We start from the raw sequence: 24,165 nt of genomic DNA on the forward strand, positions 1-24,165 counted from the left end.
ACGTTTATATCTACGCAGTACCACCTTGCAGCAGCGCAGCAGTATAGATGTGATAATCCAATTTTGCAGCATATGTTACAGCACCTATTGTGGAAATGAACAGGAGGATTCATATGAGTGAGAAACAGTGGAAAATCGAAAGCAGATTAGCACAAATTGGTTCAATCGAAGAGCCGGTAACCGGAGCAGTGAATTTTCCGATTTATCAATCTACGGCGTTTCGCCATCCCCGTTTGGGTCAAAGCACAGGATTTGATTACATTCGAACGATCAATCCGACACGTAAGGTGCTGGAAGAGGCGTCCGCTACACTGGAATCCGGTGATGCAGGCTTTGCATGCAGTTCAGGTATGGCGGCGCTGCAAACGGTATTTGCCCTGTTTGGACAAGGAGATCATCTGATTGTATCGCTGGATCTATATGGAGGCACGTATCGTTTGCTGGAACGTATTTTATCCAGATTCGGCGTGACGGCGAGCTATGTGGATACGAACGATCTTGAAGCCATCGAGCAGTCATGTCGACCGAATACCAAAGCGGTATTCATTGAAACGCCTACGAATCCATTAATGATGATTACGGATATTCGCGCTGTAGCCGAATGGGCATCACAACGTCAGTTGCTTACCATTGTAGATAATACGCTGTTAACACCGTATTTCCAGCGTCCTTTGGAACTGGGTGCCGATATTGTGGTACATAGCGCAACCAAGTATCTGGGCGGACACAACGATGTGCTGGCAGGCTTGATTGTAACCAAGGGTAAGGAGCTGTCAGCCGAAATTTCCTTCCTTCATAATTCCATTGGTGCTGTACTTTCTCCGAGCGATAGCTACCAGTTGATGAAGGGCATGAAAACATTGGCGCTGCGTATGGATCGGCATGAGCACAATGCGACGGTGCTGGCCAATTATCTGCTGACGCATCCGGCGGTGGCTGAGGTGTTTTATCCGGGGCTTGAGGGTCATCCTGGTCGTGAAATTCAAAATAAACAATCCAGCGGCAACACAGGTATTTTCTCTTTTAAAGTAAAAGATGCCCGTTATGTGGAGCCATTGCTTCGAAACATTAAGCTTATTGCTTTTGCAGAAAGTCTGGGCGGTGTGGAATCGTTAATGACTTATCCTGCTGTGCAGACACATGCCGATATACCGGCTGAGATTCGGGATGCAGTGGGAGTAGATGATCGGTTGCTGCGCTTCTCCGTCGGCATTGAACATACGGATGATTTAATTGAAGATTTGCGTTCAGCGTTGGAGGCGGCACGTCAGGAAATCGAAGGAGGACAACAGCAATGATTGAGGACGTGCGGAAAATCGGGCAAGAGTCGGAAAAAGAACGGAAATTTGCTACCAAGCTGCTACATTTTGGCTCTGAAATCGATAGTGTTACGGGTGCGTCGAGCGTACCGATTTATCAGGCGTCCACCTTTCACCATCACGATATTTTCAATCCTCCGCTGCATGACTACAGCCGTTCCGGCAACCCGACACGGCAAGCTTTGGAGGACTACATCGCCTTACTGGAAGGTGGAGCGAGAGGTTTTGCCTTTGCATCGGGCATGGCGGCTATATCCAGTACGTTTATGCTGTTGTCCGCTGGGGACCATGTCATTGTTTCGGAAGATGTATATGGAGGGACCTACCGCCTGCTGACTTCTATTTTAAAACGGATGAATATCGAAACCACCTTCGTCGATATGACAGACATCAACCTTGTGAAAGAAGCATTGCAGGAAAATACGAAGGCAGTGTACATGGAGACGCCCTCCAATCCAACGCTCAAAATCACCGATGTGGCAGGGATAACAGCTTGGGCACAGGATAAAGGGCTGCTGACACTGCTGGATAACACCTTTATGACGCCATATTATCAACGTCCAATTGAGCAGGGTGTCGATATTGTGTTGCACAGCGCAACCAAATTTCTCGGCGGCCACAGCGATGTATTGGCAGGTCTTGCGGTAGCACGTACGGAGTCGTTGGGCAGACAAATCAAGCAGCTTCAAAACGGACTTGGAACCGTATTGGCCCCACAGGAGTCGTGGTTGCTTATGCGCGGGATGAAGACACTGGAAGCACGTATGGCTCACAGCGAAAAGAGTGCAGCGAAGCTGGCCAATTGGCTGAACGAGCGAAGTGACATTGAGGCGGTATACTATCCGGGTCTGGAAAATCATCCGGGGCGTGCCGTACATGAAAGCCAATCCAGTGGATACGGTGCGGTTATCTCGTTTGATGTAGGTTCCGGTGAGCGTGCAAAAGAGGTACTCAATCGCGTACAAATTCCGATTGTGGCGGTGAGCCTGGGAGCTGTAGAAAGTATTTTGTCGTATCCGGCAATGATGTCACATGCTGCAATGCCGCATAGTGTACGTCTGGAGCGGGGAATCACGGACGGTCTGCTGCGTTTCTCCGTAGGCCTGGAAGATATTGACGATCTGATCAATGATCTGAATGAGGCTCTTCGCTAAAACAAAAACACGGCATAATAAACATAAAATCTAAAAAAGCAGCAAGCTTCTGTGTAGTGGGAAGCTTGCTGCTTTGTGTAGGCGCGACATGGCGGAGGGCAATATGAACGCTGTTGCACAACCCCATCTTCCCTTTCCATGGGATAATGTACCGTAGAATTATAGCTTGTTCGTCGCATCATCCCCTGGGTAGAAAGCAGAAAGAAACGGGAATAAGTATGGTTCCTTACCTAAAGATATGTTAGTATTATCATTAGGTTTTACTATGCTATATAGCACAGACAAATACAAAGCCAGTCATGAACACATATAATACGACAGGGTTCGAACGCAGGTTTGTGAAATCATTCTCGTTCATAAGTCCTGTCTTTCATTTCGTCCCCCTGTGAAAGCGAAGGAGGATACACCATGAGTGTAATCGACCATATTTTAGATAAAGCCCTACGCGGCGAACGCCTGAATTTAGAGGACACCGTTGCTTTGTTCGAGTCAGACGAAGTAGAAAAAATCGGTCACGCGGCGAACAAAGTGATGAACCGTATGCATCCTGATCCGATCAAAACCTTCGTCATCGGACGAAATATTAACTATACGAACGTCTGTGACGTATATTGCCGCTTTTGCGCTTTTTACCGCAGACCGGGTTCAGATGAAGGCTATGTCCTGCCCGATGAAGTGATTTTCCAGAAAATCAAGGAAACCCAGGATGTAGGCGGCACTGAGATTCTGATGCAAGGCGGTGTGAATCCTAATCTGCCGTTCAGTTACTATACCGATTTGCTCAAAGCGATCAAGGAGCGTTTTCCCGATATTACGATGCACTCCTTCTCGCCAGCTGAAATTCATAAGATGAAGGAAAAATCCGGCTTGTCCATGGAAGATACGATTCGAGCCATTCATGAAGCAGGATTGGATTCCCTGCCAGGCGGGGGCGGAGAAATTTTAGATGACCGCACACGCCGCAAAATCAGCCGTCTCAAAGGCTCTTGGCGTGATTGGATGGACGTGATGCAGACCGCTCACAAGGTGGGTATGAACACGACGGCCACGATGGTTATCGGCTTTGGCGAGTTGATGGAGGAGCGTGCACTGCATTTATTGCGTGTTCGTGATGCTCAGGACGAATGCATTGAAAACAAATATGATTCCGAAGGCTTCCTGGCCTTTATTCCATGGACCTTCCAACCGGATAATACGAACCTGAAAAAGGAACGCCAGACGCCAGAGGAATATTTGAAGACTGTCGCAATCAGCCGCCTTGTACTGGATAACATCAAACATATTCAGTCTTCATGGGTAACGATGGGACCAGAGATCGGTAAAAAATCACTGTATTACGGTTGTGACGACTTCGGTAGTACCATGATTGAGGAAAACGTCGTTTCCGCCGCAGGCGCAACGTACAAAGTCAACATCGAATCCATTTTACAGCTGATCCGCGAAACGGGTCATGTTCCGGCACAACGCAATACCCGCTATGATATTATTCGAACCTTTGACGGTGCCAGCAGTATTGAACATGACTTTATTATGCAAAATTAAGACAAACACACCATAACTAAATTAACACATAATGGAGCATATAACCTGTTATTTTGCGATAGTAACACAAAACTTGTCTATCATTAATCCAAATGTAAGGATTAATGATAGACAAGTTTTTTTGACGTTGGTTTCCATCATGATTTGGCTGCTTAAAGTTTGGAGAAACGCTCTAGTTGTCCTCTTTTTCTAAATACTATCGTATTGAAAGGCAGCTATCGTCATGATAGTATATTAATTAATGGAGTGTTATAATCATACATTAATAAGTGATTTAAGCAATCCACATGTTGAATTCAAATACATATGAAGGTGAATCTTATGCTCAAAGTTAACCGAAACGACCAACGTCCCCTATGGCAGCAACTTCTAGACCAAGCGATTCATAATATTAGAACAGGAAAATGGCCACCAGGGGAATTGCTACTCCCATCTCGTGAGCTCGCTTTATTAGTCGGTGTCTCGCGTTCAACCATACAGATTGTTTATGAGGAATTATTCAGCCGTGGATACACCGTGACATCTCGGCGCGGTGGAACAAGGGTAAGTGAGTGGAGCTATATAACAGGCTCTTTTGAAGATGTTATGCCTCAAGGGCCAGTCACCCCTGAATTACCTGTATTAAAGGCTGCAGTCAATCATCTACACGGCTGGCTTAGAGGCAAAGAAGAGCAAAATGTGGAGATTGATTTCTGTCCCCACGAACCTTATTTGGACCAACATTTTCAAAGAAAATGGAGACAATCATTTTTACAAGCCTCCACAGAAATGGACTTGGCGAATTGGGCTTATGGTAACGCCTACGGTTTTGTATCACTGCGCGAACAGATACAACGGTATTTGTCACTTGAACGAGGAATCCATGTGCATATCGATCAAATTATGTTAACCTCAGGAGCGCAGCATAGCCTTGATTTGATCGCCCAAGCGCTATTAACTGAAGGAGACACGGTTTATGTTGAAGATCCCGGTTTTCCTGCCGCTTGGATGACCATGAAATATAGGAGTATGAATGTTGTGCCCGTTCCTGTTGACGAATACGGATTACAGGTAGATCACATTCATCCACAATCCAAGCTAACTTTTGTCACGCCTTCGCATCAGTGTGCAGTTGGAGTCATAATGTCGGAACCACGGAGGCAACAATTGTTACGTAAGGCTTCACAACATCAATTTTGGATTGTTGAGGACGATTATGATAGTGAATTTCGATATCGTGGGGACCCACTTCCTACGTTATTCAGCCATCAACCCCAAAATACGTTATATATGATGAGCTTTTCCAAAATGGTTGCTCCTGGAATACGAATATCGGCGATTGTTGGGCCAAAAGGGGCCATCCAACAGCTTGCTCAAGTCCATGCACTCACTTATCGTCATCTTCCAATTATGGAACAATTGACGCTTGCTCATTTTATTGAACACGGGCATTTCATGCGCCATATGAGAAGAGTCAGAAATGTATATCGGCGTAGACATGCAGCCATGACAAAGGCCATAGCTGCTACTGGTCTAGACAAGCGTTTTAAACTCAGTGGGGTAGAAACAGGATTGCACATGCTTCTCGAAGCTGAGGAATCGTTTGACGAAGAAGCTGTGACTAACCAAGCGCTCAAAGAAGGAATACGTGTTTATCCCCTAAGCAATTATTGTCTAAATAGCGACCGAAAAGGATGGGTACTTGGTTTTGCTAAAGTAGATGAGGAGGCAATTGAAGTCGGTATTTATCGCCTTGCGGAGATGCTTTTATAAGGCGCCGTCTACGCCGAGATGCATCATTAAAGCTTCATGAGATGGCGTAGCTACCACTTTTGCAGCAAAGGTGAATACTCGTTGCTTACCGCCAAGCAGCTTCTCATGTGACCTTATCTGTATCTGTACTGATTTCAAGCCTTCTATTGGTTCTGCTCAGCTTGTTGTATTACATTCGTACTATATTGCTTTTTTCGAAATTGTCCATAAATCAAAATATGTGCCGCCAAACCTGTAATAAGTCCCCAAAATGCACCTCCAACTCCAAGTAATGTAACATTTGCGGCTGTTGCTAAAAAAGTAATTAATGCTGTCTCACGTCCCTTGGGATCTGTTAATGCGTTGGCAAGGCTACCGCCAATTGTACCCAGGAGTGCCAATCCTGCTAAGGTGGCGATAAAGGTAGCAGGAAGAATCAGAAACAGAGCAGACAGCGTCACACCAAAAATGCCGACAACAATGTAAAAAATGCCACAGGCAATACCTGCAATGTAACGTTTTGTTGAATCCTCGTGCGCGTCTTTCCCTGTACAAATCGCGGCTGTAATTGCTGCTACATTAAAGGCGTGTGAACCAAAAGGCGCTGTTAAGAGCGAGCCTAAACCCGTTACAGTCAAAATCGGATTCGCGCTCGTTTTAAATCCGTCATTTCGTAACACTAGCATTCCAGGCATATATTGTCCTGTCAAGGTAATAATAAACAGCGGTAATGCAACACCCAATAAAGCATGAAACGAAAACTCTGGAACGACAAATACCGGCGATGCAATTGCCAATTTGATATTACTGAAATCTACTTTCCCCACACTAATTAAATAAATAAGTCCGATTGCCAAAATACCCACGATAGCGTAACGGGATGTAAACCTTCTTAATACTACATACGCAGAAAACAGGACAACTACAAGCAGAGGGTTAACTTTCGCGCCACCAAAGGCTGAAATGCCAAACTGCAGTAAAATACCTGCCAGCAGCCCTGAAGCAATGCCTGGAGGGATTAGCCGGACGAAACGTTCGAACATCCCCGATAACCCCAAAATAATAAATCCTAAAGCAGAGATAATATAGGCGCCAATCACTTCTGGATAGGGGGTTACAGCTAACGCCGAAACAAGAAAAGCTACGCCTGGTGTTGACCAAGCGGTAATAATCGGTTCACGGTATCGGTAACTTAGCCATATACCAGTTACACCCACACCAATAGAAATCGACCATATCCATGAAGTGGTCATTTCAGAGCTTAGACCTGCTACTTTTGCTGCCTGAAATACGAGAATAAATGTACCCCCATAATTGACAATGACAGATATTAAAGCAGCTATAGTGGGTAAAATTAAATCGCGGCCGCGGAGTGAAGTTGATGTTGTGTTCATAAGCTCTCTCCTGCCTCTCTCCTAATCGTTCTGACGCGCGTTTTCGTTCCAGTAATACGTGTCTGGCAAATAACGTTGGCCAAATACGCTTGTCCCTACGCGTATGATTGTAGCTCCTTCTTCGATGGCAACCTTGAAATCCCCTGACATGCCCATCGAAAGAGTGTCCATTTCTACACGTGGAAATTTTCCCACCATAATCTGTGCCTGAATTTGTTTTAACAATCGGAAGCAATGTCTGGTTTCGTCATTTGAGGCATTCAGTTTTCCAATAGTCATCAAGCCTTTAATGTTTAACGTTTCGAACTGAGACAATTGTTCAACTAACTCCAGTGCTGCTTCTGGCGGAGCGCCAAATTTGCTTTCTTCGTAGGACGTATTGATTTGTACCAAAATATCCATGGTCTTGTTCTCTTTCAAGAGCTGATGATGCAATGCCTGCCCCAATCTCAAACGGTCCACAGAATGAATGAGCTTGACATATTTTACAACGTCTTTTACTTTATTCGTTTGCAGATGTCCGATAAAATGCCATTCCACCTGGTTGTACTGCTGCATAAGTGGTAATTTCCCCAAAAGTTCTTGAGCTTTGTTTTCACCAAATAAAGTTTCGCCCGCTTGAATGGCAATTTTTAATTTTTCAAGGGGTACGGTTTTTGTCGCTAACAACAATTTCACATCTTCTTTCTTGCGCCCTGAAGCTTGGCAAGCCAATTCCATCCGTTGTCGTACGGATTCAAGATTTTCTTCGACTAAATGGCCCATGTTCGTTTTACCCTCTTTCTGCTTCTCACCCATGTATTTTGTTCAAGTATTTTAGCTTTTCGCATTTCTGATGCCTTCTTATCAAAATTTTTGGTTCTAACATCAGTAAAGAGCCACAGTCCTTATGATTAGGATCCATGGCTTTTGGTCATTGCTCGACCTGGCTGGTTTAACTTTCATCCCAAACCCTATTTTATAGATGTAAGTAACCTCTATATTGGTTCAGGAATGGAGATCACAAAGAAAGACACATGCAAATTGGCAAAAATAAGTGTTTCACTAGAGACGGCTATTAGACTGTTTTTGCTGGTCTATACATTTTTTCTTCTTCGATTGGATTTTCTTTCGCCGTTATATGATAGGGGTCAATTCGGTATACCTGAACTGGACCTCCGAATACAGCGGACCTATATTTGTCAACGTGCTGTTTGGCTAATGGGCGGTTATAATAATCAGGCACATATTTTCGAATCATTTCCTGCAACATATGTGTAACTTCGTCCAGATCGACAATAGGCTCAGCCTTGCCGAAAATCATAACACTCATATACGCGGTGTCTGTCTTAGCTGGTACTGGATCAGTAATAGTTCCATATTCTTCGCAAACTGTAAAACAAACCTCTGGATTTGTACTCATCACCTGATTTCGTCTCCCGCCAGTAGCTCCATGAAAATAAAGCTTTCCGTTTGACCAAACATAATTGAGCGGAACAACGTATGGCAACTTACCATCAACCATACCCAGATGCCCAATCCTCGCTTTATTCAAGAAAGAATCAATTTTGCCACTGTCTGTTACTTCTCTTATCTTGTAACGAACCTTATCCATTTTCAACCACTCCTATAATGTTGGATTGTTTTCGTTAGTATATCAGTGATTGGATTGAGTTAGTACATCCATAATATAAAAATCAAGCAATCCATATTTTTGCTAAGCAAATGAACATGACTTTATTATGCGAAATTAGGAATACAACCGTTAATATATCGTAATCACGACAAAACGCTTATCTATCATTAATCCGTGAAGAGGGATTAGTGTAGATAAGCGTTTTTTAATGTGTTTATAATTATTGATTATTCTTTTTTCTCAAATCGCATTAATATAGAAGTAAATATACTTGGCCTTGCTACACTTCCCATCGCTTCACATACATAATCTCAGCCTGCGGATCTGCCATTTGGATGACCGCCTTAAAGCGCTGCAAATCCAATAGATGAACGCTGTAGACGATGACCTGTTCATCTTTTTCCTCTGCCCGTTCACCTCTATTTTTGCCCTCTATCTGTGCAGGATTTCCCACAGGCGTACTGTAAATACGGAGCCTGCGGTATAAGGCTTCTTGGACGGTTTGCTGATCCTTGCTGACGACGCAAATCATCCGAGTCAGACCGGTAAACATCAGTCGGGTCGTTTCATAGGCAGCAAGGCAGGATAGGGCTGAATACAGAGCTGGTTCCCAGCCTAGCACGAAGCCAGCCGTAATTAACAGCAAACCATTACAAAGCATCACAATTTGTATCAACGGAATCTTCCGCTGTGTCAGAAACAGACTGGACGGACGGCCATCGTCAGATTCGTTCAGCCCCAGAGAATCGAGCAAACCTCCGTGACGGGCCGCCAGCCCTGCGCCAAGTCCGATGCAGATCCCTCCGCCCAGAGCGCATACTACCGGGTGACCACTTACTGCCGGGAAAGGGGACAGAATAATGGCTGAGCCTGAAAAGGCAAACAGACCTGGAAGCGCCCGAAGTAGCATGGGCTTGTGGGTCGACAGAGAATATAGCAGCATGAGCGGCAAGTTCAAAATGAACAGCAGTAATCCAAAATGTTCTTGTGTATAAAGCGACATGAGTCTGGAAATGCCTGTGACGCCACCAGCGATCATATCATGCGGATGCAAAAACAATTCCAGACCGACGGATGCCGTAATTCCGCCAATCACCGTATAAAAGACAGGGAACCTGCTCGCATCTCCCGAAGCGGGCTTCACAAGCCGCCTCATAGAGCTTCGGCATGTTTTACAGCGTGCGGCATAGCCTTCCCTCCTATTGGATTGTCGTATCCAGCTTTTACATTTCAGTTACACCGAGTTCCTCTCTTCCTTTCGAAGGCGGGGGTCCTTGAATTTGAAAACCTTATTCATCATATTAAAAATAGGTTTTGACTGTTTTGCCAGTAAGGGAGCCATAATCGCCAATATAAGTACATAGATAGCTGCAAAGGGCTGAACAATATCCAGCAAACCGCCCTCTTTTCCCAAATTAGCCATAATGATCGAGAACTCACCGCGGGCCACAATCGTCAAACCGATATTTGCCGACGCCTTGGGTGACAGAGAGACAGTGCGTCCAGCCAGCATTCCGGCCCAAATGTTACCGATTAACGTAAGAATGACTGCTGCCAGCGCAAGCCAGATCGCGTTTCCGCCCAGAGACAGTGGATCAATAGATAGTCCGAAGCTGAAGAAGAACAAGGCGCCAAAGAAATCGCGGAAAGGAACAATTAAATGCTCGATCCGTTTGGCATGTTCTGTTTCGGCTAGCACGAGTCCGATTAATAAGGCTCCGATGGCTTCCGCCACATGAATCGTTTCCGAAAAACCTGCCACAAGAAACAGGGAGCCAAAAATAACAAGTCCGAATACCTCATTGGAGCGAATACGAAGAATTCGATTTAACAGAGGGACGGCCTTCCGACCGATAATAATAACTGCGAGCATAAAACCAAGCGCGATTAGCGCCGATAACAGCACACCCCCGAGCGAGGATGAATCGCTGAGAACCAATCCGGAGAGGATAGAAATGTAGACGGCGAGGAAAACATCCTCAAACATAATAATGCCTAAAATCATTTCAGTTTCAGCATTAGCGGTTCGCTTCAGATCGACCAACACCTTGGCAGCAATGGCGCTGGAGGAAATCGTGGTGATCCCGGCAATGACGAGTGTCTCTGCGATGGGAAAACCAGTTAGAAAGCCGAGCGCCAGTCCTAATGTAAAATTAATGCCGATATATATGGTGCCGCCCACCGCGATGGAACGGCCTGATTTAATCAAACGGCCTACCGAGAACTCCAGTCCCAGGTAGAAGAGAAGAAACAGCACCCCGATTCTTCCCATAAAATCAATAAAAGGCGCGCTTTCGATAAATCGAAAATCAAAATGCCACAGCTCCATCGCATGCGGTCCGACGGCCATTCCAATCAGGATATAAAAAGGGATGACCGATAAGCGGAGTTTGGTGGAGATAAGTCCGGCTGCGGCGATCAGAGCAATAGCCAATCCAACCTCAAATACCAGATGATCCATCCAATCACCCGCTTCCGTTCATAAGAATTTGTTTAAAGCGTTTTTGCTGATCACGTTCCCCGACCACGACCACAGTAGCATCCTCGCTAATAATCACTTCCGGGCCGGGATTTACATACTTGTTCCCTTTTTTCTCAACAATGGCAATAACCGTAGCTCCTGAATTTTGGCGTACATCCAGCTCACCGATGGACTTGCCAACACTAGCATAGTGAGGTTCCACTCTGTACCATTCAATAATAAAATCGTCGAACGTCATTTCTACGCTTTCAAGCTGCTTGGGCTTATACGTCATGCCACCGATAATGGAGGCCACCAATCGCGCTTCCTGATCACTTAGGGTCGTCATAGAAATACTTTGTTCCAAATCCTCATAATCAAAATGATACAACTCACGTCTGCCGTCATCATGAATAATAATGACAAGGCGATCGCCATTTTCCGCATCTATTCGATATTTAATCCCGATTCCTGGCAAAATAGATTCTCGAATATCCATTTGTAATGCCTCCTGTATTGTACATTTGTTTAAAATTGGTATGGGAAATAAATCACATACATTAGGTGTGACATGGAACTTTTTCTCACATTATAAAATTACATTAATTGGCATAAAAACAGACAGAGAACAGACTTACTTATTAAACTATTAGGAAAGGTTTACAAAAAGACATGCAAATATGGTGTGCATGCAAGAGGGGTTAAGCCACATAACTGGAGGTGAATTTGATGGGGAACAAGTACAATTGCTTTTTCAGCTTGCAGATGACTGGAATAAAAGGCAGACGTAGTTTTGGAATACTCAATAGTAGCACCAACGCCACCAAAATGACAAAGGGAAGTGATTTGGCCGCAGCAATCACCAGATGAAGGACCGGAGAGGATTTGCGGATGGCTGGTTTGGAGTGATGCTCCAGCCCATGGGAATCCGTTTCCAACGAAGAAGCTTCAACAATCGGCATGAGAGAAGATCCCGCAGTAAACTGGAGGGATTGAGTAGTATCTTCCGCGTGAAACGTCACAGGAAGGGACAAAATCTGAACGAGGCTCAATATGACAATCATGAGTGTACGCAGCATGTTCAGCATCGTTGACATCTAATCCCCTCCCTCTTGTGAAAAATTCATATTACTATAACCTTAACATACGCAACCCTAAATATTCAAACGTATTGAGTTGCAGCCATTCTTTATAACACCAAAACCTGCTCTTTGAAACCTGATTTTTCTCATTTTACGCTGTATCCTGTTTCCAGTCGTTCACTTCGTATAACCCTTTGCAGCCCGCCATATACTGTAATCAGTGATCGAAAGGAGTGAGCCAATGGAACTGTTTACAGTGTGGACCCATACAGACGGGAATCAGGAAAGCGACCGTTTTTATCAGGTGGTCAAGAGTAGAAACAAAGGACTACATATGTCACGGCGCGGATTTCGATTCACTTTCAGACAACTGGAAAACAAAGTGGCATGGACCTGCAAGGGTACAGAGAGCAATCCAGCGTTTGAAAGCTTTCTCCCCTGTGTATACAGCATCATGGCTTCCGCAATAGCGGATTATATTATCGAAGTGAAGGAATGGGGGATGCTCAATCTGATCCTCGCTAAAGCCTGTTCGCTACTGGAGGAAGAGGATACGGAGCAGATTCGCAGCATGGTGCGTTCTTTGTTAAAGGATGATGGCTCAAGAGGGCGTATGAAGCGTCACGGCAAACTGGCGGCCTTACTGGAAAAGGATTTTATGGAGCTGCGCGTGATTAATCTGGAAGGGCTTATTCAATTCAGGTTGAACACATACAAAAAAGAGCTTGAGGAAATCGTCGACTATGCCATGGAAGAGTTTTGGGCGGATCGGCAGTATGAAGAATTTATGGGATTGCTCAAATATTTTGTGTTTTTCCAGGAAAGTAAAGTTCCACTAGTGCATGTGCTTCATCAGGGTGGGCATGATTTTACCATCCTCGATAGCTCCATGGTGCCGATACCGACACCTGAAGGAGATGACATTATTGTGGAAATGCCAGGGGTTGAACTGGAAATGGAGGTTGAGGACAGGATCGTCAGTACACTCATTTCGATTTCGCCTGCTTCCATTATATTACACACAGACGACGAGCACACCCCTATTGTGCGGACGCTCCTGCATATTTTTGAAGATAAAATGAAGCTCAGCAGGCTCTATCCCGGGCAGGATGTTCAAAAATAATCAAGTGCTCGTATAAACCAACGGATTTCTGGAAAGCCTTTGCCTCAAGGGGAGGTTTTTTATGAGATCCATGTTGGTATGGAAACGGATTTTGGGAACCGTGTTAACCACCACTTGTCTGGTATTGCCCGGCAATGAGGTTTATGGTCACAAAGAGCCGGTCCAGCATAAAAAAGGGCAGTCAACGCCTGTTTTGGCTCCACGGAAGGAGCCGGTGATTACGACCATGACGGTCACGGCAACAGGATATACAGCAGGCTATGAATCCACTGGCAAGCGGCCAAGTCATCCGGGTTACGGTATTACGTATTCCGGTGTTAAAGTGCGTCGTGACAAAAACACACTGTCCACGATTGCGGCCGATCCCAAAACATTTCCTTTGGGCAGCATTTTGTACATTCCAGGTTACGGCTACGGCATTGTGGCAGATACGGGATCAGCGATCAAAGGCAATAAAATCGACCTGTATTTCAAAACTACCCGGCAGGTGTATTCCGAGTGGGGCAAGAAAGAAGTGGATGTGCAAATTATTAGAAAAGGAAGCGGAAAATGTACGGAGAAGATGCTGAATTCGCTCCAAAGGGTGATCGAGACGCACAAATCCATTCCGGCCGCTACGCTGGATGATTCCATATAATTCGTGTATATTGTCCTTCCTGACTTCACATACTATGTTGCGGGATAAGCTTATCCCGAAAACATACTGGGAGGTTGAGAATTATGGCAAATCAAGGCGGAAGTTCGTACACAAATCAAGGTAACAAGGCAAACGCAGGAAGTCAGTACAAAGCGGAATTTGCCCAAGACAACTCGGTAGGTGTCGTTTCTCAAAAGGTGAAAAAGTCCGAGCAAAATAAAATTCAGGACAACTACCAGACACCAAATGAGAAATATAGCGAAGAATTCGCAGCAGATCAAGGCGGCACAAGCTCTGTCGCACAAAAGGTACAAAACTCCAGCCGCAGCAAAGTTCAAAACAATGCTCAAACACCGAACGAAAAATTCGACGAAAACTTTAACACGAAATAAAAAGCATATACGATTGACAATGCTCCGGATTCATATCCGGGGCATTTTGTGTTTGAACAAGGCGTAAGCTATCATGGAGTAAAAGGTTTTATCTCCTTTTTAATTGTTTTTAAGGTGGAATTAAGGTTTAAAGTGCAAAATAAAGTCAGCTAAACAACACCACCTTGAAGCATAGGGTTTGGGAGGAGATATACAATGGACGAATTTAAAAATAATAATTCCGGACGCCGGGATGACAACGATCAGGTTGAATCCGATAAAACAACCCGGCAAAATGATTCAAACGGTTCCTCATATTACTATTCGTACGGTCCCTTTTCTTCGGTTCAATCAGATGGACAACGCAAGGATGGGAAGCTTGTAGAGAAGGACGTTGAGATTACGCCACCGCAGGCGGTAAGGCCTCTTCCTTCCTCTTACCATCGTGCCGGGGCTGAACAACAACAAGACGGCTCGGGTCGGAACGGTGGTAACTGGCAATTTAAACAAAATAAACCCAAGTCCCAGGTAAAGACGATTTTCCTATCCTTTTTGGCCGGGATGCTGGTTATTACGGTTCTGATGTACACGGCCGACCGCACGAATATGTTCACTCCTGAGACGGCGTTGACTTCGGCGGCAGCTGAAAGCGGAGAAACGACTAATTCGGGAACGACGAGTCAGTTACCTAACGCAGTTCCGGCTGTGATGCCTTCCGGCACTGCAGACGTTCAATCCGTTGTGGCCAAAGCGGGTCCGGCAGTCGTCAAAATTGAAACACTGGCTAAGCAATCTAGTAGCAGTGGCAGACAAAGCAGTCCTTATTATAATGACCCGCTATATCAATATTTTTTCGGTAATCAGTATGGAGACAGTGGTAATAGCGGAAACAACGGCAGCAGCAATGAAAATGAAGGCAGCAACAGCGGACAACTGACTCCGCTTGGTATTGGTTCCGGCTTTATTTTCGATAAAACGGGCTACATCCTGACGAACAATCACGTTGTTGAAGGCGCGAATGTGGTCCAGGTCACGGTAGAGGGAACCAATAAGCCTTATGAAGCCAAAGTGCTGGGCAAAAATGCAGACCTGGATCTGGCTGTGCTGAAAATTGAAGGCAAGGATAACTTCCCGACGGTAACGTTAGGCAACTCCGAAAATGCTAAAGTCGGTGAGTGGATGGTAGCCATCGGTAACCCTGAAGGCTTCGAGCATTCGGTAACAGCCGGGGTGTTGAGTGCGAAGGAACGTACGATTACCATTAACAGTGAGTCTACGGGAAAACCTACTCAATATAAACATTTAATTCAGACCGATGCGTCCATTAACCCGGGGAACTCTGGTGGCCCTCTGTTGAACCTGCAAGGACAGGTTATCGGCATGAACGTAGCTGTCAGTGCTGACGCACAGGGAATCGGGTTTGCGATTCCGTCCAATACGATTTTGGAAGTCGTCGACAAGCTGAAAAACAATCAGCCTATTCCGAAAGAACCCGTTCCTTTCATTGGCGCAAGTCTGTTGAATCTGAGTCCCGAAGTAGCCAAGGAATTGGGGACAACCCTGACTGAAGGCTCAGTGGTGCGGGATATTATCTACAAATCACCAGCTTATCAGGCGGATCTGCGTCCTTATGATGTGATTATCGGAGCTAATGGTACTCCTTACAGCACATCACAGGAGCTGATCGATTTCATTCAAAAGCAAAAAGTGGGTACAGCACTGACGCTTAACATTGAACGGGCAGGACAGAAAAAGGATGTCCAGTTAAAAGTGGGTAACAAGAACGACTTTAGCTCGACTCTTCAACAGTAATTCAATCATTCTTAAAAGTGAAAAATGTGAAAAGAAGCGGAAGGAAGCTACCTTCCGTTTCTTGCTGTATGCGGCAGCAAGATGCTACACGCGTCTACTCCTGCTACAATAGAGTGAAAAGAAGATAATAAAGGAGCTCGATGGTGTATGCGTTCTACCGTTCTGATTATTGATGACGATGAAAAAATTGTGTCCATGCTGCGCAGAGGGCTGGCCTTCGAGGGCTATGAAGTGATGACGGCTGTCAACGGCGCAGAGGGATTGAATAAAATGCTTACAGCTGAGCCAGACGTTGTCGTGCTGGATGTGATGATGCCTCAACTGGATGGTTTTGAGGTATGCCGTCGCATGCGGGAGGGAGGAAGTACGGTGCCCGTTCTGATGCTTACAGCCAAGGACGAGGTGGAGAACCGGGTCAAGGGACTGGATCTGGGTGCAGACGACTATCTCGTCAAGCCGTTTGCTCTGGAGGAGCTACTGGCTCGTGTGCGGGCGCTTCTGCGCCGTAAAACCGAGCAGCAGGATCATAATGGACATCGACTGACCTTCGAAGATTTACAGCTGGATAACGAATCGCGTGAAGTGGTTCGCGGCGGCAAGCGGCTGGAGCTGACGGCAAAGGAATTTGAACTGCTCCACTTGTTTATGCAAAACCCGAAGCGCGTTCTGTCTCGTGATCTGATTATGGACAAAATTTGGGGTTATGACTACAGCGGAGAGTCAAACGTGCTAGAAGTGTATATTGCCATGCTCCGACAAAAAACGGAGCAGGATGGCGGCAAACGGCTCATTCGTACGATTCGGGGAGCGGGTTATATTTTAAGAGGTGATGTGTAATTATGCCTATTCGTTGGCGACTGACAGCTTGGTATTCCAGCATCTTGGCTATAGTACTTGTTATGTTTGGACTGGCTATTTACGGACTGGTATATTATTACACATATAATGAAGTGAAAAGTCAGCTTATGAACCAGACGCCACGTATTAACAAGCAGTTACTGCTTACCGTCAAAGGAGGACTGTTTGAGGTCCCCAATCTGGATTTGGGCTTGGTGCAGGGTCGTGGAATTGATGAATCACAGCTATATGTACAAATTTATAATTATACATCCGGTGTCACCAAGACGACGCAAAATATGAAAAATCTCGATATTACCTTTCCGGTTCCATCCACAGCGGCAGGAGCGGTTCAAAATGAGGGAATTCGACGTGTAAGTGTGGATGGGGATTCCTTTATGATTTATCAGCAACCGATCAAATCTGAGGAACTGGGATTAGTGGTTGGACTGTTACAGGTGGGGCAATTTACAGGCTCTCAGGATCGGCTTATGAACAGGCTGCAAAGTGTGCTTGTATACGGTTCGTTATTTGCTTTACTCGCCGCTGCGACCTCAGGCCTCTTTTTAGCCCGCAAGTCCATGAAGCCGCTGGTCAAGGTGATCGAAGGGGCTAATCAGATTCAGTCCAGTAATGATTTGAGTGTTCGCATTGAATATGATGGACCGCCAGATGAAATTGGGCAACTGATCGCGACGGTTAACAAGATGCTGGGGCGTACGGAGGTTTTTTATAAGGAGTTGGAGGATGCTTATGGAGCCCAGCGCCGCTTTGTAGCCGATGCTTCCCATGAACTGCGTACGCCGCTTACGACAATCCGAGGCAACGTTGATTTTTTGCTTAAAATGTGGACTACCGAGCCGGGAGACCGACCCGATATGGATGAAGCGATGATTCGTGAACTCTCTATGGAGGCCCTGAGTGATATGGCGGATGAAGGAAAACGGATGAGCCGTCTGGTTGGCGATATGCTGTCGCTCGCCAGAGCAGATACAGGGAAAACCTTCGAGAAGGCCCCGGTGGCGCTGGAACCACTCGTAAGTGAGGTTGCCCGGCGTGCTCAATTTTTGGAGCGGACGTCCGAATGGAATGTGGGTGACTTTTCGATACTGAATGGCGTTTATATGGATGGCAGTAAGGATTATTTGCAGCAAATGCTGTTCATTTTCATAGATAATGCGTTCAAATATACACCTGAAGGTATGGTCCGGTTTGATGCTATCGTCTATCAGGGACAGGTAGGTCTGCGGATTAGTGATACAGGCATCGGGATGGACAAGAGTGAGGTTCCCTTTATTTTTGACCGCTTTTATCGGGCGGATGAGTCGCGCGGGGTGACGGAGGGAATTGGCTTGGGTTTGTCCATTGCCAAGTGGATTATAGATGAGCATCACGGGTCCGTGGAAGTGGTTACACGCCAAGGGGAAGGGACGACATTTATCATCTGGCTTCCGGTCAGCTTTTCCGCGCCTTTGGAATAGGCTATAATAGGAAGGCAACTACATCATAGAATTGGCCGGTAAAGGCTTGGATGCCGCAGCTACCCAGTTTTTGGAGCTGTATACTGTGTCGAAGAAAGCGGGTGCTATTTTTGGAAGTGCTCAGAATTTCGCCCCGGGGTTACTGCTACGGCGTAGTCGATGCCATGGTATTGGCTCGTCAGGCGGCCAGAAACTTGGATTTACCTCGGCCTATTTATATACTAGGCATGATTGTGCATAACAGTCATGTCACAAATTCCTTCGAGGATGAGGGAATTATTACACTGGACGGCCCTAACCGTATGGAGATTTTAAGCCAGGTGGAGAGTGGTACCGTTATTTTCACCGCCCATGGTGTATCCCCTGAGGTTCGCAAGCTGGCTCGCGATAAGGGGCTGACTACGGTTGATGCAACTTGCCCGGACGTCACGAAGACCCATGATCTGATTCGGGAGAAGTCTGCCGAGGGATATCAGATTATTTATATCGGCAAAAAGAATCATCCCGAGCCGGAGGGAGCTATCGGCATTGCTCCCGACCATGTTCATCTGATCGAGAAGGAAGAGGAGATCGACAGCCTTACATTGTCTGCGGGCAAAATCCTGATCACGAATCAGACGACTATGAGTCAGTGGGACATCAAGCACATTATGAAAAAGCTGCTGGAGAAGTTCCCGGGTGCCGAAATACACAATGAAATCTGTCTGGCCACTCAAGTGCGTCAGGAAGCGGTAGCGGAGCAAGCCGGACAGGCGGATCTGGTGATTGTCGTTGGCGATCCGCGCAGTAACAATTCAAACCGATTGGCTCAGGTGTCTGAGGAAATTGCGGGTACAACAGCTTACCGTATTTCCGATGTAACAGAGCTGAAGCGGGAATGGCTGGAGGGCGTTCACAAGGTAGCAGTGACCTCTGGAGCTTCTACGCCTACGTTGATTACGAAAGAGGTTATTTTGTACCTGGAGCAATATGATCCGGCTAACCCGGATACATGGGAGATTCAGCGGACGATTGATATGAAGAAGCTGCTACCCCCTGTGCGTGAAAAGTCAAAAACGACTAAATAATTTGTAACAGATCATGGCTGCTATTCGGAAAGGGACTCCCGGATAGCAGCTTTTTTTGAATTGGACGCTAGACCCACCCGGACTAAATCGGCATCACGAGGATCGAAATTGCAGGCCAGTATTCAGGATAATTAAGTCTTGACGAGTACAGGCAAAACAGGTATATTTACTTTAACGAATAAAAGCTTAAAAGCGAACAAGCGTTTAAGTGATATAATGTCATCTGTAAATGGTCCATTAAATATGTTTAATAGAGAGGAAGAAAAATATGATCGTTATCGCTGGTGTCCAAACACCTGAAGAACATATCCAGGCTATTGTTGCAGTTATTGAAAAAGAAGGTTTGCAGGCTCATGTTTCCCATGGATCGGATCGTACGATTATCGGGCTGATCGGCAGTGTAGAGCCCAAGTTGGCTGAACACCTGCGCCAAATGAAGGGCGTAGAGAATGTAGTCAAAATATCGAAGTCTTACAAATTGGCGAGCCGTGATTTTCATCCCGAAAATACCGTCATCTCTATCAAAGGTGTGAATATCGGCGGAGGCGAGCTTGTTATTATGGGTGGACCATGCGCCGTTGAGTCTGCTGCGCAGATTGACGAAATCGCTGCATTGGTTAAAGCTGCGGGCGCACAAGTTCTCCGTGGAGGTGCTTTTAAGCCGCGTACGGGTCCTTACAGCTTCCAAGGAACGGGTGTAGAAGGTTTGATCATGATGGCCGAGGCGGGCAAGAAGCATGACCTGCTGACCATCACAGAGGTTATGACACCCGAATACGTGGATATCTGTGCGGAGTATGCGGATATTTTGCAAGTAGGTACACGTAACATGCAAAATTTTGATCTGTTGCGCAAGCTGGGAACCTGCGGCAAACCAGTGCTGCTCAAACGTGGTTTCAGTTCGACTTACGATGAGTTCCTGAATGCTGCCGAGTATATTTTGGCGGGCGGTAACCCGAATGTTATGCTGTGTGAGCGCGGAATCCGGACATTTGAAACCTACACTAGAAATACGCTGGACCTGTCAGCTATTCCTGTTCTGCAACAACTGAGCCATTTGCCGGTTATTTCCGACCCGAGCCATGGCACAGGGCGCCGTGAGCTGGTTGTTCCTATGACGAAGGCTTCGGTGGCTGCCGGAGCAGACGGGTTAATTATTGAAATGCACACGGACCCCGACAATTCGATGACGGGTGATGGTGTACAATCCCTGTTCCCGGATCAATTTTCAGATTTGCTGAAAGATTTGGAATTGCTGGCTCCAGCTGTAGGAAAAACATTTCATACGCCTAGTACCATTTCTTAAAACCAATACTTAACATTAATGCATAAAAGTTTTGCCGCAACGCAGTCATTTGATTAAAATCGCCCCAAAAGCCCGATGTTTCGGGCTTTTTGTGCTATTCAAATGTTATCAAGAGCGTAAGCATATCTAACATTAGTTTAAAAAATACCTTACATAGCTATTGACCCGTGTCATGTTTGAGATTTATAATGACGACAGAAAAAAACATTCGATCATGAACATTTCAGGGTTGTATAAGACTTAATGTTCGGAAAATTGGGAGGAAGAAGACATGTCCGTTGAAAATGTATTAAAAACAATTCAGGAAAATAATATTGAGTGGGTAGATTTTCGCTTTGTAGATTTGTCCGGCCGTGCTCACCATATTTCGTTGCCAGCTTCCGAAGTAGATGAAGAAACATTTGTTAACGGTGTTGCTTTCGACGGTTCTTCCATTCCCGGCTATCGTGGCATCGAGGAATCCGACATGGTTATGCTGCCCGATGCGGAAGCGGTTTTTATCGACCCTTTCACTCAGCATCCTACACTGAATATTCTGTGTGACATTGCTACGCCAGACGGCGAAAAATACGACCGCGATCCTCGCGGCATTGCAAGAAAAGCAGAAGAATTCCTGAAAACTGCTGGTGTAGGTACAAAAGTTAACTTTGCACCTGAATCCGAATTTTTCATTTTTGACGAAGTGCGCTATGGAAGCAGTATGAACAGCTCCTCCTTCTTTGTAGATTCCGAAGAAGCAGCTTGGAATACGAATCGCAAGGAAGAGGGCGGCAATCTGGGCTTTAAAGTGGGAGTGAAGGGCGGATATGTGCCTGTAGCGCCAGTAGACACCCAACAAGACATCCGTAGTGAAATGTGCCGTTTGCTTGAAGAAGCAGGTCTGAGAATTGAGCGCCATCACCATGAGGTTGCTACGGCAGGCCAGGCGGAAATTAACTTCCGTTTTGATACACTCAAGAAAACAGCTGATAATCTGCTTGTTTATAAATACATTGTACACAACACAGCTCGTCAATACGGTAAAGTGGCAACATTTATGCCAAAACCACTCTTTGGAGACAACGGAAGCGGTATGCACGTTCACCAATCCATTTTCGATGGAGACACTCCTTTGTTCTACGAAAAAGGTGCTTACGCTAACCTGAGCGAACTGGCCCTTCATTACATTGGCGGTATCCTGTACCATGCACCAGCGCTGATCGCTTTGACGAACCCAAGTACGAACTCGTTCAAGCGTCTCGTTCCAGGCTATGAAGCTCCAGTTAACCTGGTATTCTCCAAAGGTAACCGTTCTGCGGCTGTCCGTATTCCAGTAGCGGCTGTTACGCCTAAAGGCTGTCGGATCGAGTTCCGTACACCAGACTCCACAGCTAACCCTTACCTGGCCTTCTCTGCAATGCTGATGGCGGGTCTGGATGGCATCAAGCGCAAACTGAACCCGATCGAATTGGGATATGGTCCACTTGATACGAACATCTATGAGCTGTCTGACGCTGAAATTGGTAAAATCCGCAGTGTTCCTGCTTCGCTGGATGAGGCTTTGGATGCTCTGGAAGCTGACTACGAGTTCTTGACAGAAGGCGACGTATTTACGAAGGACTTTATTGATAACTATGTAGAGCTCAAACGTTCTGAAGCTAAATCGGTTAACATCCGTGTTCATCCGCACGAATACAGCCTGTATTTCGACTGCTAATAGCAGTTAATAAATGAGCTGCATGGTTGCTCTTAAATAACAATCATTAGTTAATAAAACAAGCAGCATAGCTGCCTTGAATACTAACCATTTGCCTATGGGTAACGGTTGGTATTCAAGATAGGTCTCCGGTTTTTAAGCCGGGGACCTTTTAACATTAAATTAAATACCACAAAATTAAGATGTTAAATATACTTACATTCACATCTTTGTCACATCGTAAATGAAATCGGCAACTTTTTTTAACAAGTCTTGAACGCTCCTATGATTACTGCTATCATAGCGATAATATCCGCACCAGAGTAGAGAAGGGATGGGAATTTGTTGAGTAAGAGAGCCTATAATTTTAATGCAGGACCAGCGGCATTGCCGCTCAAAGTGCTGGAACGTGTACAAGCTGAATTCGTAGATTTTCAGGGAACAGGTATGTCCATTATGGAAATGTCTCACCGTGGAGCTGTGTATGAATCTGTTCATAATGAAGCGCAGGAACGTCTGTTATCTCTGCTAGGCAATCCAGAAGGCTACAAGGTGTTATTTCTGCAAGGAGGCGCTAGTACGCAATTTGCTATGCTGCCCTTAAATTTCTTGAGCGAAGGGCAGACAGGAAGCTATATCATGACAGGAAGCTGGTCAGACAAGGCTTATAAGGAAGCCAAGCTTTTGGGCAAAGCCCACATTGCTGCATCCTCTGCTGATGAAAAGTATATGCGTCTTCCGAATGTGGATTCTTTGGACTTGCCTGACAATACTGCTTATGTGCATATTACCTCCAACGAGACGATTGAAGGTACACAGTTCAAGCAATTCCCGGATACCGGTTCTGTGCCGTTGATTGTGGACATGTCCAGTGATATTTTTTGCAAGCCGTTTGATGCTACTCAATTCGGACTGATCTATGCTGGAGCACAAAAAAATCTGGGACCTTCCGGCGTAACGGTCGTGATCGCCCGTGAAGAACTGTTGACATCTTCACCGGACAACGTTCCTACGATGCTGCGTTACAGCACTTATGAAAAGAATAATTCTCTCTACAATACACCTCCATCCTTTGCTATATACATGGTGAATGAGGTACTGAAATGGATTCAGGAAGAAGGCGGCCTGGAAGGTATTGAACGCATCAACCAGCAGAAAGCTGCTTTGCTCTACGACCGTATTGACAGCAGTGAAGGCTTCTACCGTGGTTGTGTAGACGTCGCTGACCGATCCATTATGAATGTGACCTTCCGCCTCGCAAATGAGGACTTGGAAAAGCAATTTATTAAGGAGTCTGAGCAGGCCGGTTTCATCGGTCTGAAGGGACATCGTAGTGTAGGAGGGCTCCGCGCTTCGATCTACAATGCTGTTCCACTGGAGAACTGTCAAGCGTTGGCCGAGTTTATGGATAGCTTTAAGCAGCGTCATAGCTGATTGTAACGGACATATATTTCGATACACGAATGTTGGAAATCGAAAAAACGAAGTAAAGCCTTCCCTGAACGTGTATAGGGGAAGGCTTTTAGTGGTGTGGAGCGATTATTTTTTTGGTTTGATG

General features: G+C 45.8%; 22 protein-coding genes. 14 read left to right on the forward strand and 8 right to left on the reverse strand.

All coding sequences use genetic code 11. The annotated features are described in order from the left end of the window. Positions 1 to 113 precede the first annotated feature (113 nt). From ABIA61_RS13350 to pdxR, 4 genes are all read left to right on the forward strand, one after another. Positions 114 to 1,298 (forward strand): PLP-dependent transferase, encoded by a 1,185-nt coding sequence (locus ABIA61_RS13350; protein ID WP_283657750.1) that lies wholly within the window; start codon positions 114 to 116, stop codon positions 1,296 to 1,298. Beyond that, the gene (locus tag ABIA61_RS13355; protein ID WP_283657751.1) at positions 1,295 to 2,473 is read left to right on the forward strand and encodes a trans-sulfuration enzyme family protein; all 1,179 of its coding nucleotides are present in this window, start codon (positions 1,295 to 1,297) and stop codon (positions 2,471 to 2,473) included. The genes ABIA61_RS13350 and ABIA61_RS13355 overlap by 4 nt, the downstream gene beginning before the upstream one ends. A 408-nt stretch (positions 2,474 to 2,881) precedes the next feature. Then, complete coding sequence (gene mqnC, locus ABIA61_RS13360) at positions 2,882 to 4,015, forward strand: cyclic dehypoxanthinyl futalosine synthase (protein WP_283655239.1); 1,134 nt, start codon at positions 2,882 to 2,884, stop codon at positions 4,013 to 4,015. A gap of 321 nt (positions 4,016 to 4,336) precedes the next feature. Beyond that, positions 4,337 to 5,767 carry a MocR-like pyridoxine biosynthesis transcription factor PdxR gene (gene pdxR, locus ABIA61_RS13365; RefSeq protein ID WP_404580829.1) on the forward strand — a complete coding sequence of 477 codons (1,431 nt, stop codon included), beginning with the start codon at positions 4,337 to 4,339 and terminating at the stop codon, positions 5,765 to 5,767. On the opposite strand, the gene ABIA61_RS13370 is transcribed toward pdxR, so the two are convergent. The 8 genes from ABIA61_RS13370 to ABIA61_RS13405 all read right to left on the reverse strand — a co-directional run bounded on the left by ABIA61_RS13370 (position 5,762) and on the right by ABIA61_RS13405 (position 12,313). Beyond that, a complete protein-coding gene (locus tag ABIA61_RS13370; protein ID WP_283657752.1) occupies positions 5,762 to 5,905 on the reverse strand; it encodes a hypothetical protein in 144 nt (47 codons plus the stop codon). The two genes, pdxR and ABIA61_RS13370, sit on opposite strands and share 6 nt — an antisense overlap. A gap of 5 nt (positions 5,906 to 5,910) precedes the next feature. Then, complete coding sequence (locus ABIA61_RS13375; protein WP_404580830.1) at positions 5,911 to 7,140, reverse strand: benzoate/H(+) symporter BenE family transporter; 1,230 nt, start codon at positions 7,138 to 7,140, stop codon at positions 5,911 to 5,913. 21 nt (positions 7,141 to 7,161) lie between these two features. Continuing rightward, positions 7,162 to 7,905 (reverse strand): YggS family pyridoxal phosphate-dependent enzyme, encoded by a 744-nt coding sequence (locus ABIA61_RS13380; protein WP_283655242.1) that lies wholly within the window; start codon positions 7,903 to 7,905, stop codon positions 7,162 to 7,164. Positions 7,906 to 8,197: 292 nt separating this feature from the next. After that, on the reverse strand, positions 8,198 to 8,734 hold the full coding sequence (locus tag ABIA61_RS13385; RefSeq protein WP_283655243.1) for a pyridoxamine 5'-phosphate oxidase family protein: 537 nt from the start codon (positions 8,732 to 8,734) through the stop codon (positions 8,198 to 8,200). 301 nt (positions 8,735 to 9,035) lie between these two features. Beyond that, positions 9,036 to 9,899: a YitT family protein gene (locus ABIA61_RS13390; protein WP_283655244.1), complete on the reverse strand. Its 864-nt coding sequence runs from the start codon at positions 9,897 to 9,899 to the stop codon at positions 9,036 to 9,038. Positions 9,900 to 9,989: 90 nt separating this feature from the next. Then, positions 9,990 to 11,216, reverse strand: coding sequence for a cation:proton antiporter (locus ABIA61_RS13395; RefSeq protein WP_044647429.1), 1,227 nt, complete (start codon positions 11,214 to 11,216; stop codon positions 9,990 to 9,992). Positions 11,217 to 11,220: 4 nt separating this feature from the next. Then, complete coding sequence (locus ABIA61_RS13400; protein ID WP_134910545.1) at positions 11,221 to 11,715, reverse strand: cation:proton antiporter regulatory subunit; 495 nt, start codon at positions 11,713 to 11,715, stop codon at positions 11,221 to 11,223. 202 nt (positions 11,716 to 11,917) lie between these two features. Continuing rightward, a complete protein-coding gene (locus tag ABIA61_RS13405) occupies positions 11,918 to 12,313 on the reverse strand; it encodes a hypothetical protein (protein WP_283655246.1) in 396 nt (131 codons plus the stop codon). 226 nt (positions 12,314 to 12,539) lie between these two features. On the opposite strand from ABIA61_RS13405, the gene ABIA61_RS13410 reads away from it, so the two are divergent. The 10 genes from ABIA61_RS13410 (at position 12,540) to serC (ending at position 24,041) form a co-directional block, all read left to right on the forward strand. After that, positions 12,540 to 13,421 carry a putative sporulation protein YtxC gene (locus ABIA61_RS13410; protein WP_044647432.1) on the forward strand — a complete coding sequence of 294 codons (882 nt, stop codon included), beginning with the start codon at positions 12,540 to 12,542 and terminating at the stop codon, positions 13,419 to 13,421. A gap of 61 nt (positions 13,422 to 13,482) precedes the next feature. Continuing rightward, a complete protein-coding gene (locus ABIA61_RS13415; RefSeq protein WP_283655247.1) occupies positions 13,483 to 14,058 on the forward strand; it encodes a 3D domain-containing protein in 576 nt (191 codons plus the stop codon). 83 nt (positions 14,059 to 14,141) lie between these two features. After that, the gene (locus ABIA61_RS13420; protein WP_283655248.1) at positions 14,142 to 14,450 is read left to right on the forward strand and encodes a hypothetical protein; all 309 of its coding nucleotides are present in this window, start codon (positions 14,142 to 14,144) and stop codon (positions 14,448 to 14,450) included. Between the two features lie 195 nt (positions 14,451 to 14,645). Next, the gene (locus tag ABIA61_RS13425) at positions 14,646 to 16,241 is read left to right on the forward strand and encodes a S1C family serine protease (protein WP_283655249.1); all 1,596 of its coding nucleotides are present in this window, start codon (positions 14,646 to 14,648) and stop codon (positions 16,239 to 16,241) included. A gap of 147 nt (positions 16,242 to 16,388) precedes the next feature. Next, positions 16,389 to 17,078 carry a response regulator transcription factor gene (locus ABIA61_RS13430; RefSeq protein WP_404580831.1) on the forward strand — a complete coding sequence of 230 codons (690 nt, stop codon included), beginning with the start codon at positions 16,389 to 16,391 and terminating at the stop codon, positions 17,076 to 17,078. A gap of 2 nt (positions 17,079 to 17,080) precedes the next feature. Continuing rightward, on the forward strand, positions 17,081 to 18,559 hold the full coding sequence (locus ABIA61_RS13435) for a sensor histidine kinase (RefSeq protein WP_283655251.1): 1,479 nt from the start codon (positions 17,081 to 17,083) through the stop codon (positions 18,557 to 18,559). Between the two features lie 110 nt (positions 18,560 to 18,669). Beyond that, positions 18,670 to 19,626 (forward strand): 4-hydroxy-3-methylbut-2-enyl diphosphate reductase, encoded by a 957-nt coding sequence (locus tag ABIA61_RS13440; RefSeq protein ID WP_044647438.1) that lies wholly within the window; start codon positions 18,670 to 18,672, stop codon positions 19,624 to 19,626. Positions 19,627 to 19,894: 268 nt separating this feature from the next. Next, entirely contained in the window at positions 19,895 to 20,932 is a 1,038-nt protein-coding gene (gene aroF, locus ABIA61_RS13445; RefSeq protein WP_025682268.1) for a 3-deoxy-7-phosphoheptulonate synthase, read from the forward strand. Positions 20,933 to 21,203: 271 nt separating this feature from the next. After that, a complete protein-coding gene (glnA, locus tag ABIA61_RS13450; RefSeq protein WP_044647439.1) occupies positions 21,204 to 22,628 on the forward strand; it encodes a type I glutamate--ammonia ligase in 1,425 nt (474 codons plus the stop codon). Between the two features lie 321 nt (positions 22,629 to 22,949). Further along, positions 22,950 to 24,041 (forward strand): 3-phosphoserine/phosphohydroxythreonine transaminase, encoded by a 1,092-nt coding sequence (gene serC / locus ABIA61_RS13455; protein ID WP_283655252.1) that lies wholly within the window; start codon positions 22,950 to 22,952, stop codon positions 24,039 to 24,041. Positions 24,042 to 24,165: the final 124 nt, after the last annotated feature.

Source organism: Paenibacillus sp. RC21, assembly GCF_044907935.1.
Taxonomy (GTDB): domain Bacteria; phylum Bacillota; class Bacilli; order Paenibacillales; family Paenibacillaceae; genus Paenibacillus; species Paenibacillus terrae_A.

Excerpts from the sequence above, each read along its gene's own strand:
- ABIA61_RS13350 (WP_283657750.1), top strand. The coding sequence starts at position 114 with ATGAGTGAGAAACAGTGGAAAATCGAAAGCAGATTAGCACAAATTGGT.
- ABIA61_RS13355 (WP_283657751.1), top strand. The coding sequence starts at position 1,295 with ATGATTGAGGACGTGCGGAAAATCGGGCAAGAGTCGGAAAAAGAACGG.
- mqnC (WP_283655239.1), top strand. The coding sequence starts at position 2,882 with ATGAGTGTAATCGACCATATTTTAGATAAAGCCCTACGCGGCGAACGC.
- pdxR (WP_404580829.1), top strand. The coding sequence starts at position 4,337 with ATGCTCAAAGTTAACCGAAACGACCAACGTCCCCTATGGCAGCAACTT.
- ABIA61_RS13375 (WP_404580830.1), bottom strand. The coding sequence starts at position 7,140 with ATGAACACAACATCAACTTCACTCCGCGGCCGCGATTTAATTTTACCC.
- ABIA61_RS13380 (WP_283655242.1), bottom strand. The coding sequence starts at position 7,905 with ATGGGCCATTTAGTCGAAGAAAATCTTGAATCCGTACGACAACGGATG.
- ABIA61_RS13385 (WP_283655243.1), bottom strand. The coding sequence starts at position 8,734 with ATGGATAAGGTTCGTTACAAGATAAGAGAAGTAACAGACAGTGGCAAA.
- ABIA61_RS13395 (WP_044647429.1), bottom strand. The coding sequence starts at position 11,216 with ATGGATCATCTGGTATTTGAGGTTGGATTGGCTATTGCTCTGATCGCC.
- ABIA61_RS13400 (WP_134910545.1), bottom strand. The coding sequence starts at position 11,715 with ATGGATATTCGAGAATCTATTTTGCCAGGAATCGGGATTAAATATCGA.
- ABIA61_RS13405 (WP_283655246.1), bottom strand. The coding sequence starts at position 12,313 with ATGTCAACGATGCTGAACATGCTGCGTACACTCATGATTGTCATATTG.
- ABIA61_RS13410 (WP_044647432.1), top strand. The coding sequence starts at position 12,540 with ATGGAACTGTTTACAGTGTGGACCCATACAGACGGGAATCAGGAAAGC.
- ABIA61_RS13415 (WP_283655247.1), top strand. The coding sequence starts at position 13,483 with ATGAGATCCATGTTGGTATGGAAACGGATTTTGGGAACCGTGTTAACC.
- ABIA61_RS13420 (WP_283655248.1), top strand. The coding sequence starts at position 14,142 with ATGGCAAATCAAGGCGGAAGTTCGTACACAAATCAAGGTAACAAGGCA.
- ABIA61_RS13425 (WP_283655249.1), top strand. The coding sequence starts at position 14,646 with ATGGACGAATTTAAAAATAATAATTCCGGACGCCGGGATGACAACGAT.
- ABIA61_RS13430 (WP_404580831.1), top strand. The coding sequence starts at position 16,389 with ATGCGTTCTACCGTTCTGATTATTGATGACGATGAAAAAATTGTGTCC.
- ABIA61_RS13435 (WP_283655251.1), top strand. The coding sequence starts at position 17,081 with ATGCCTATTCGTTGGCGACTGACAGCTTGGTATTCCAGCATCTTGGCT.
- aroF (WP_025682268.1), top strand. The coding sequence starts at position 19,895 with ATGATCGTTATCGCTGGTGTCCAAACACCTGAAGAACATATCCAGGCT.
- glnA (WP_044647439.1), top strand. The coding sequence starts at position 21,204 with ATGTCCGTTGAAAATGTATTAAAAACAATTCAGGAAAATAATATTGAG.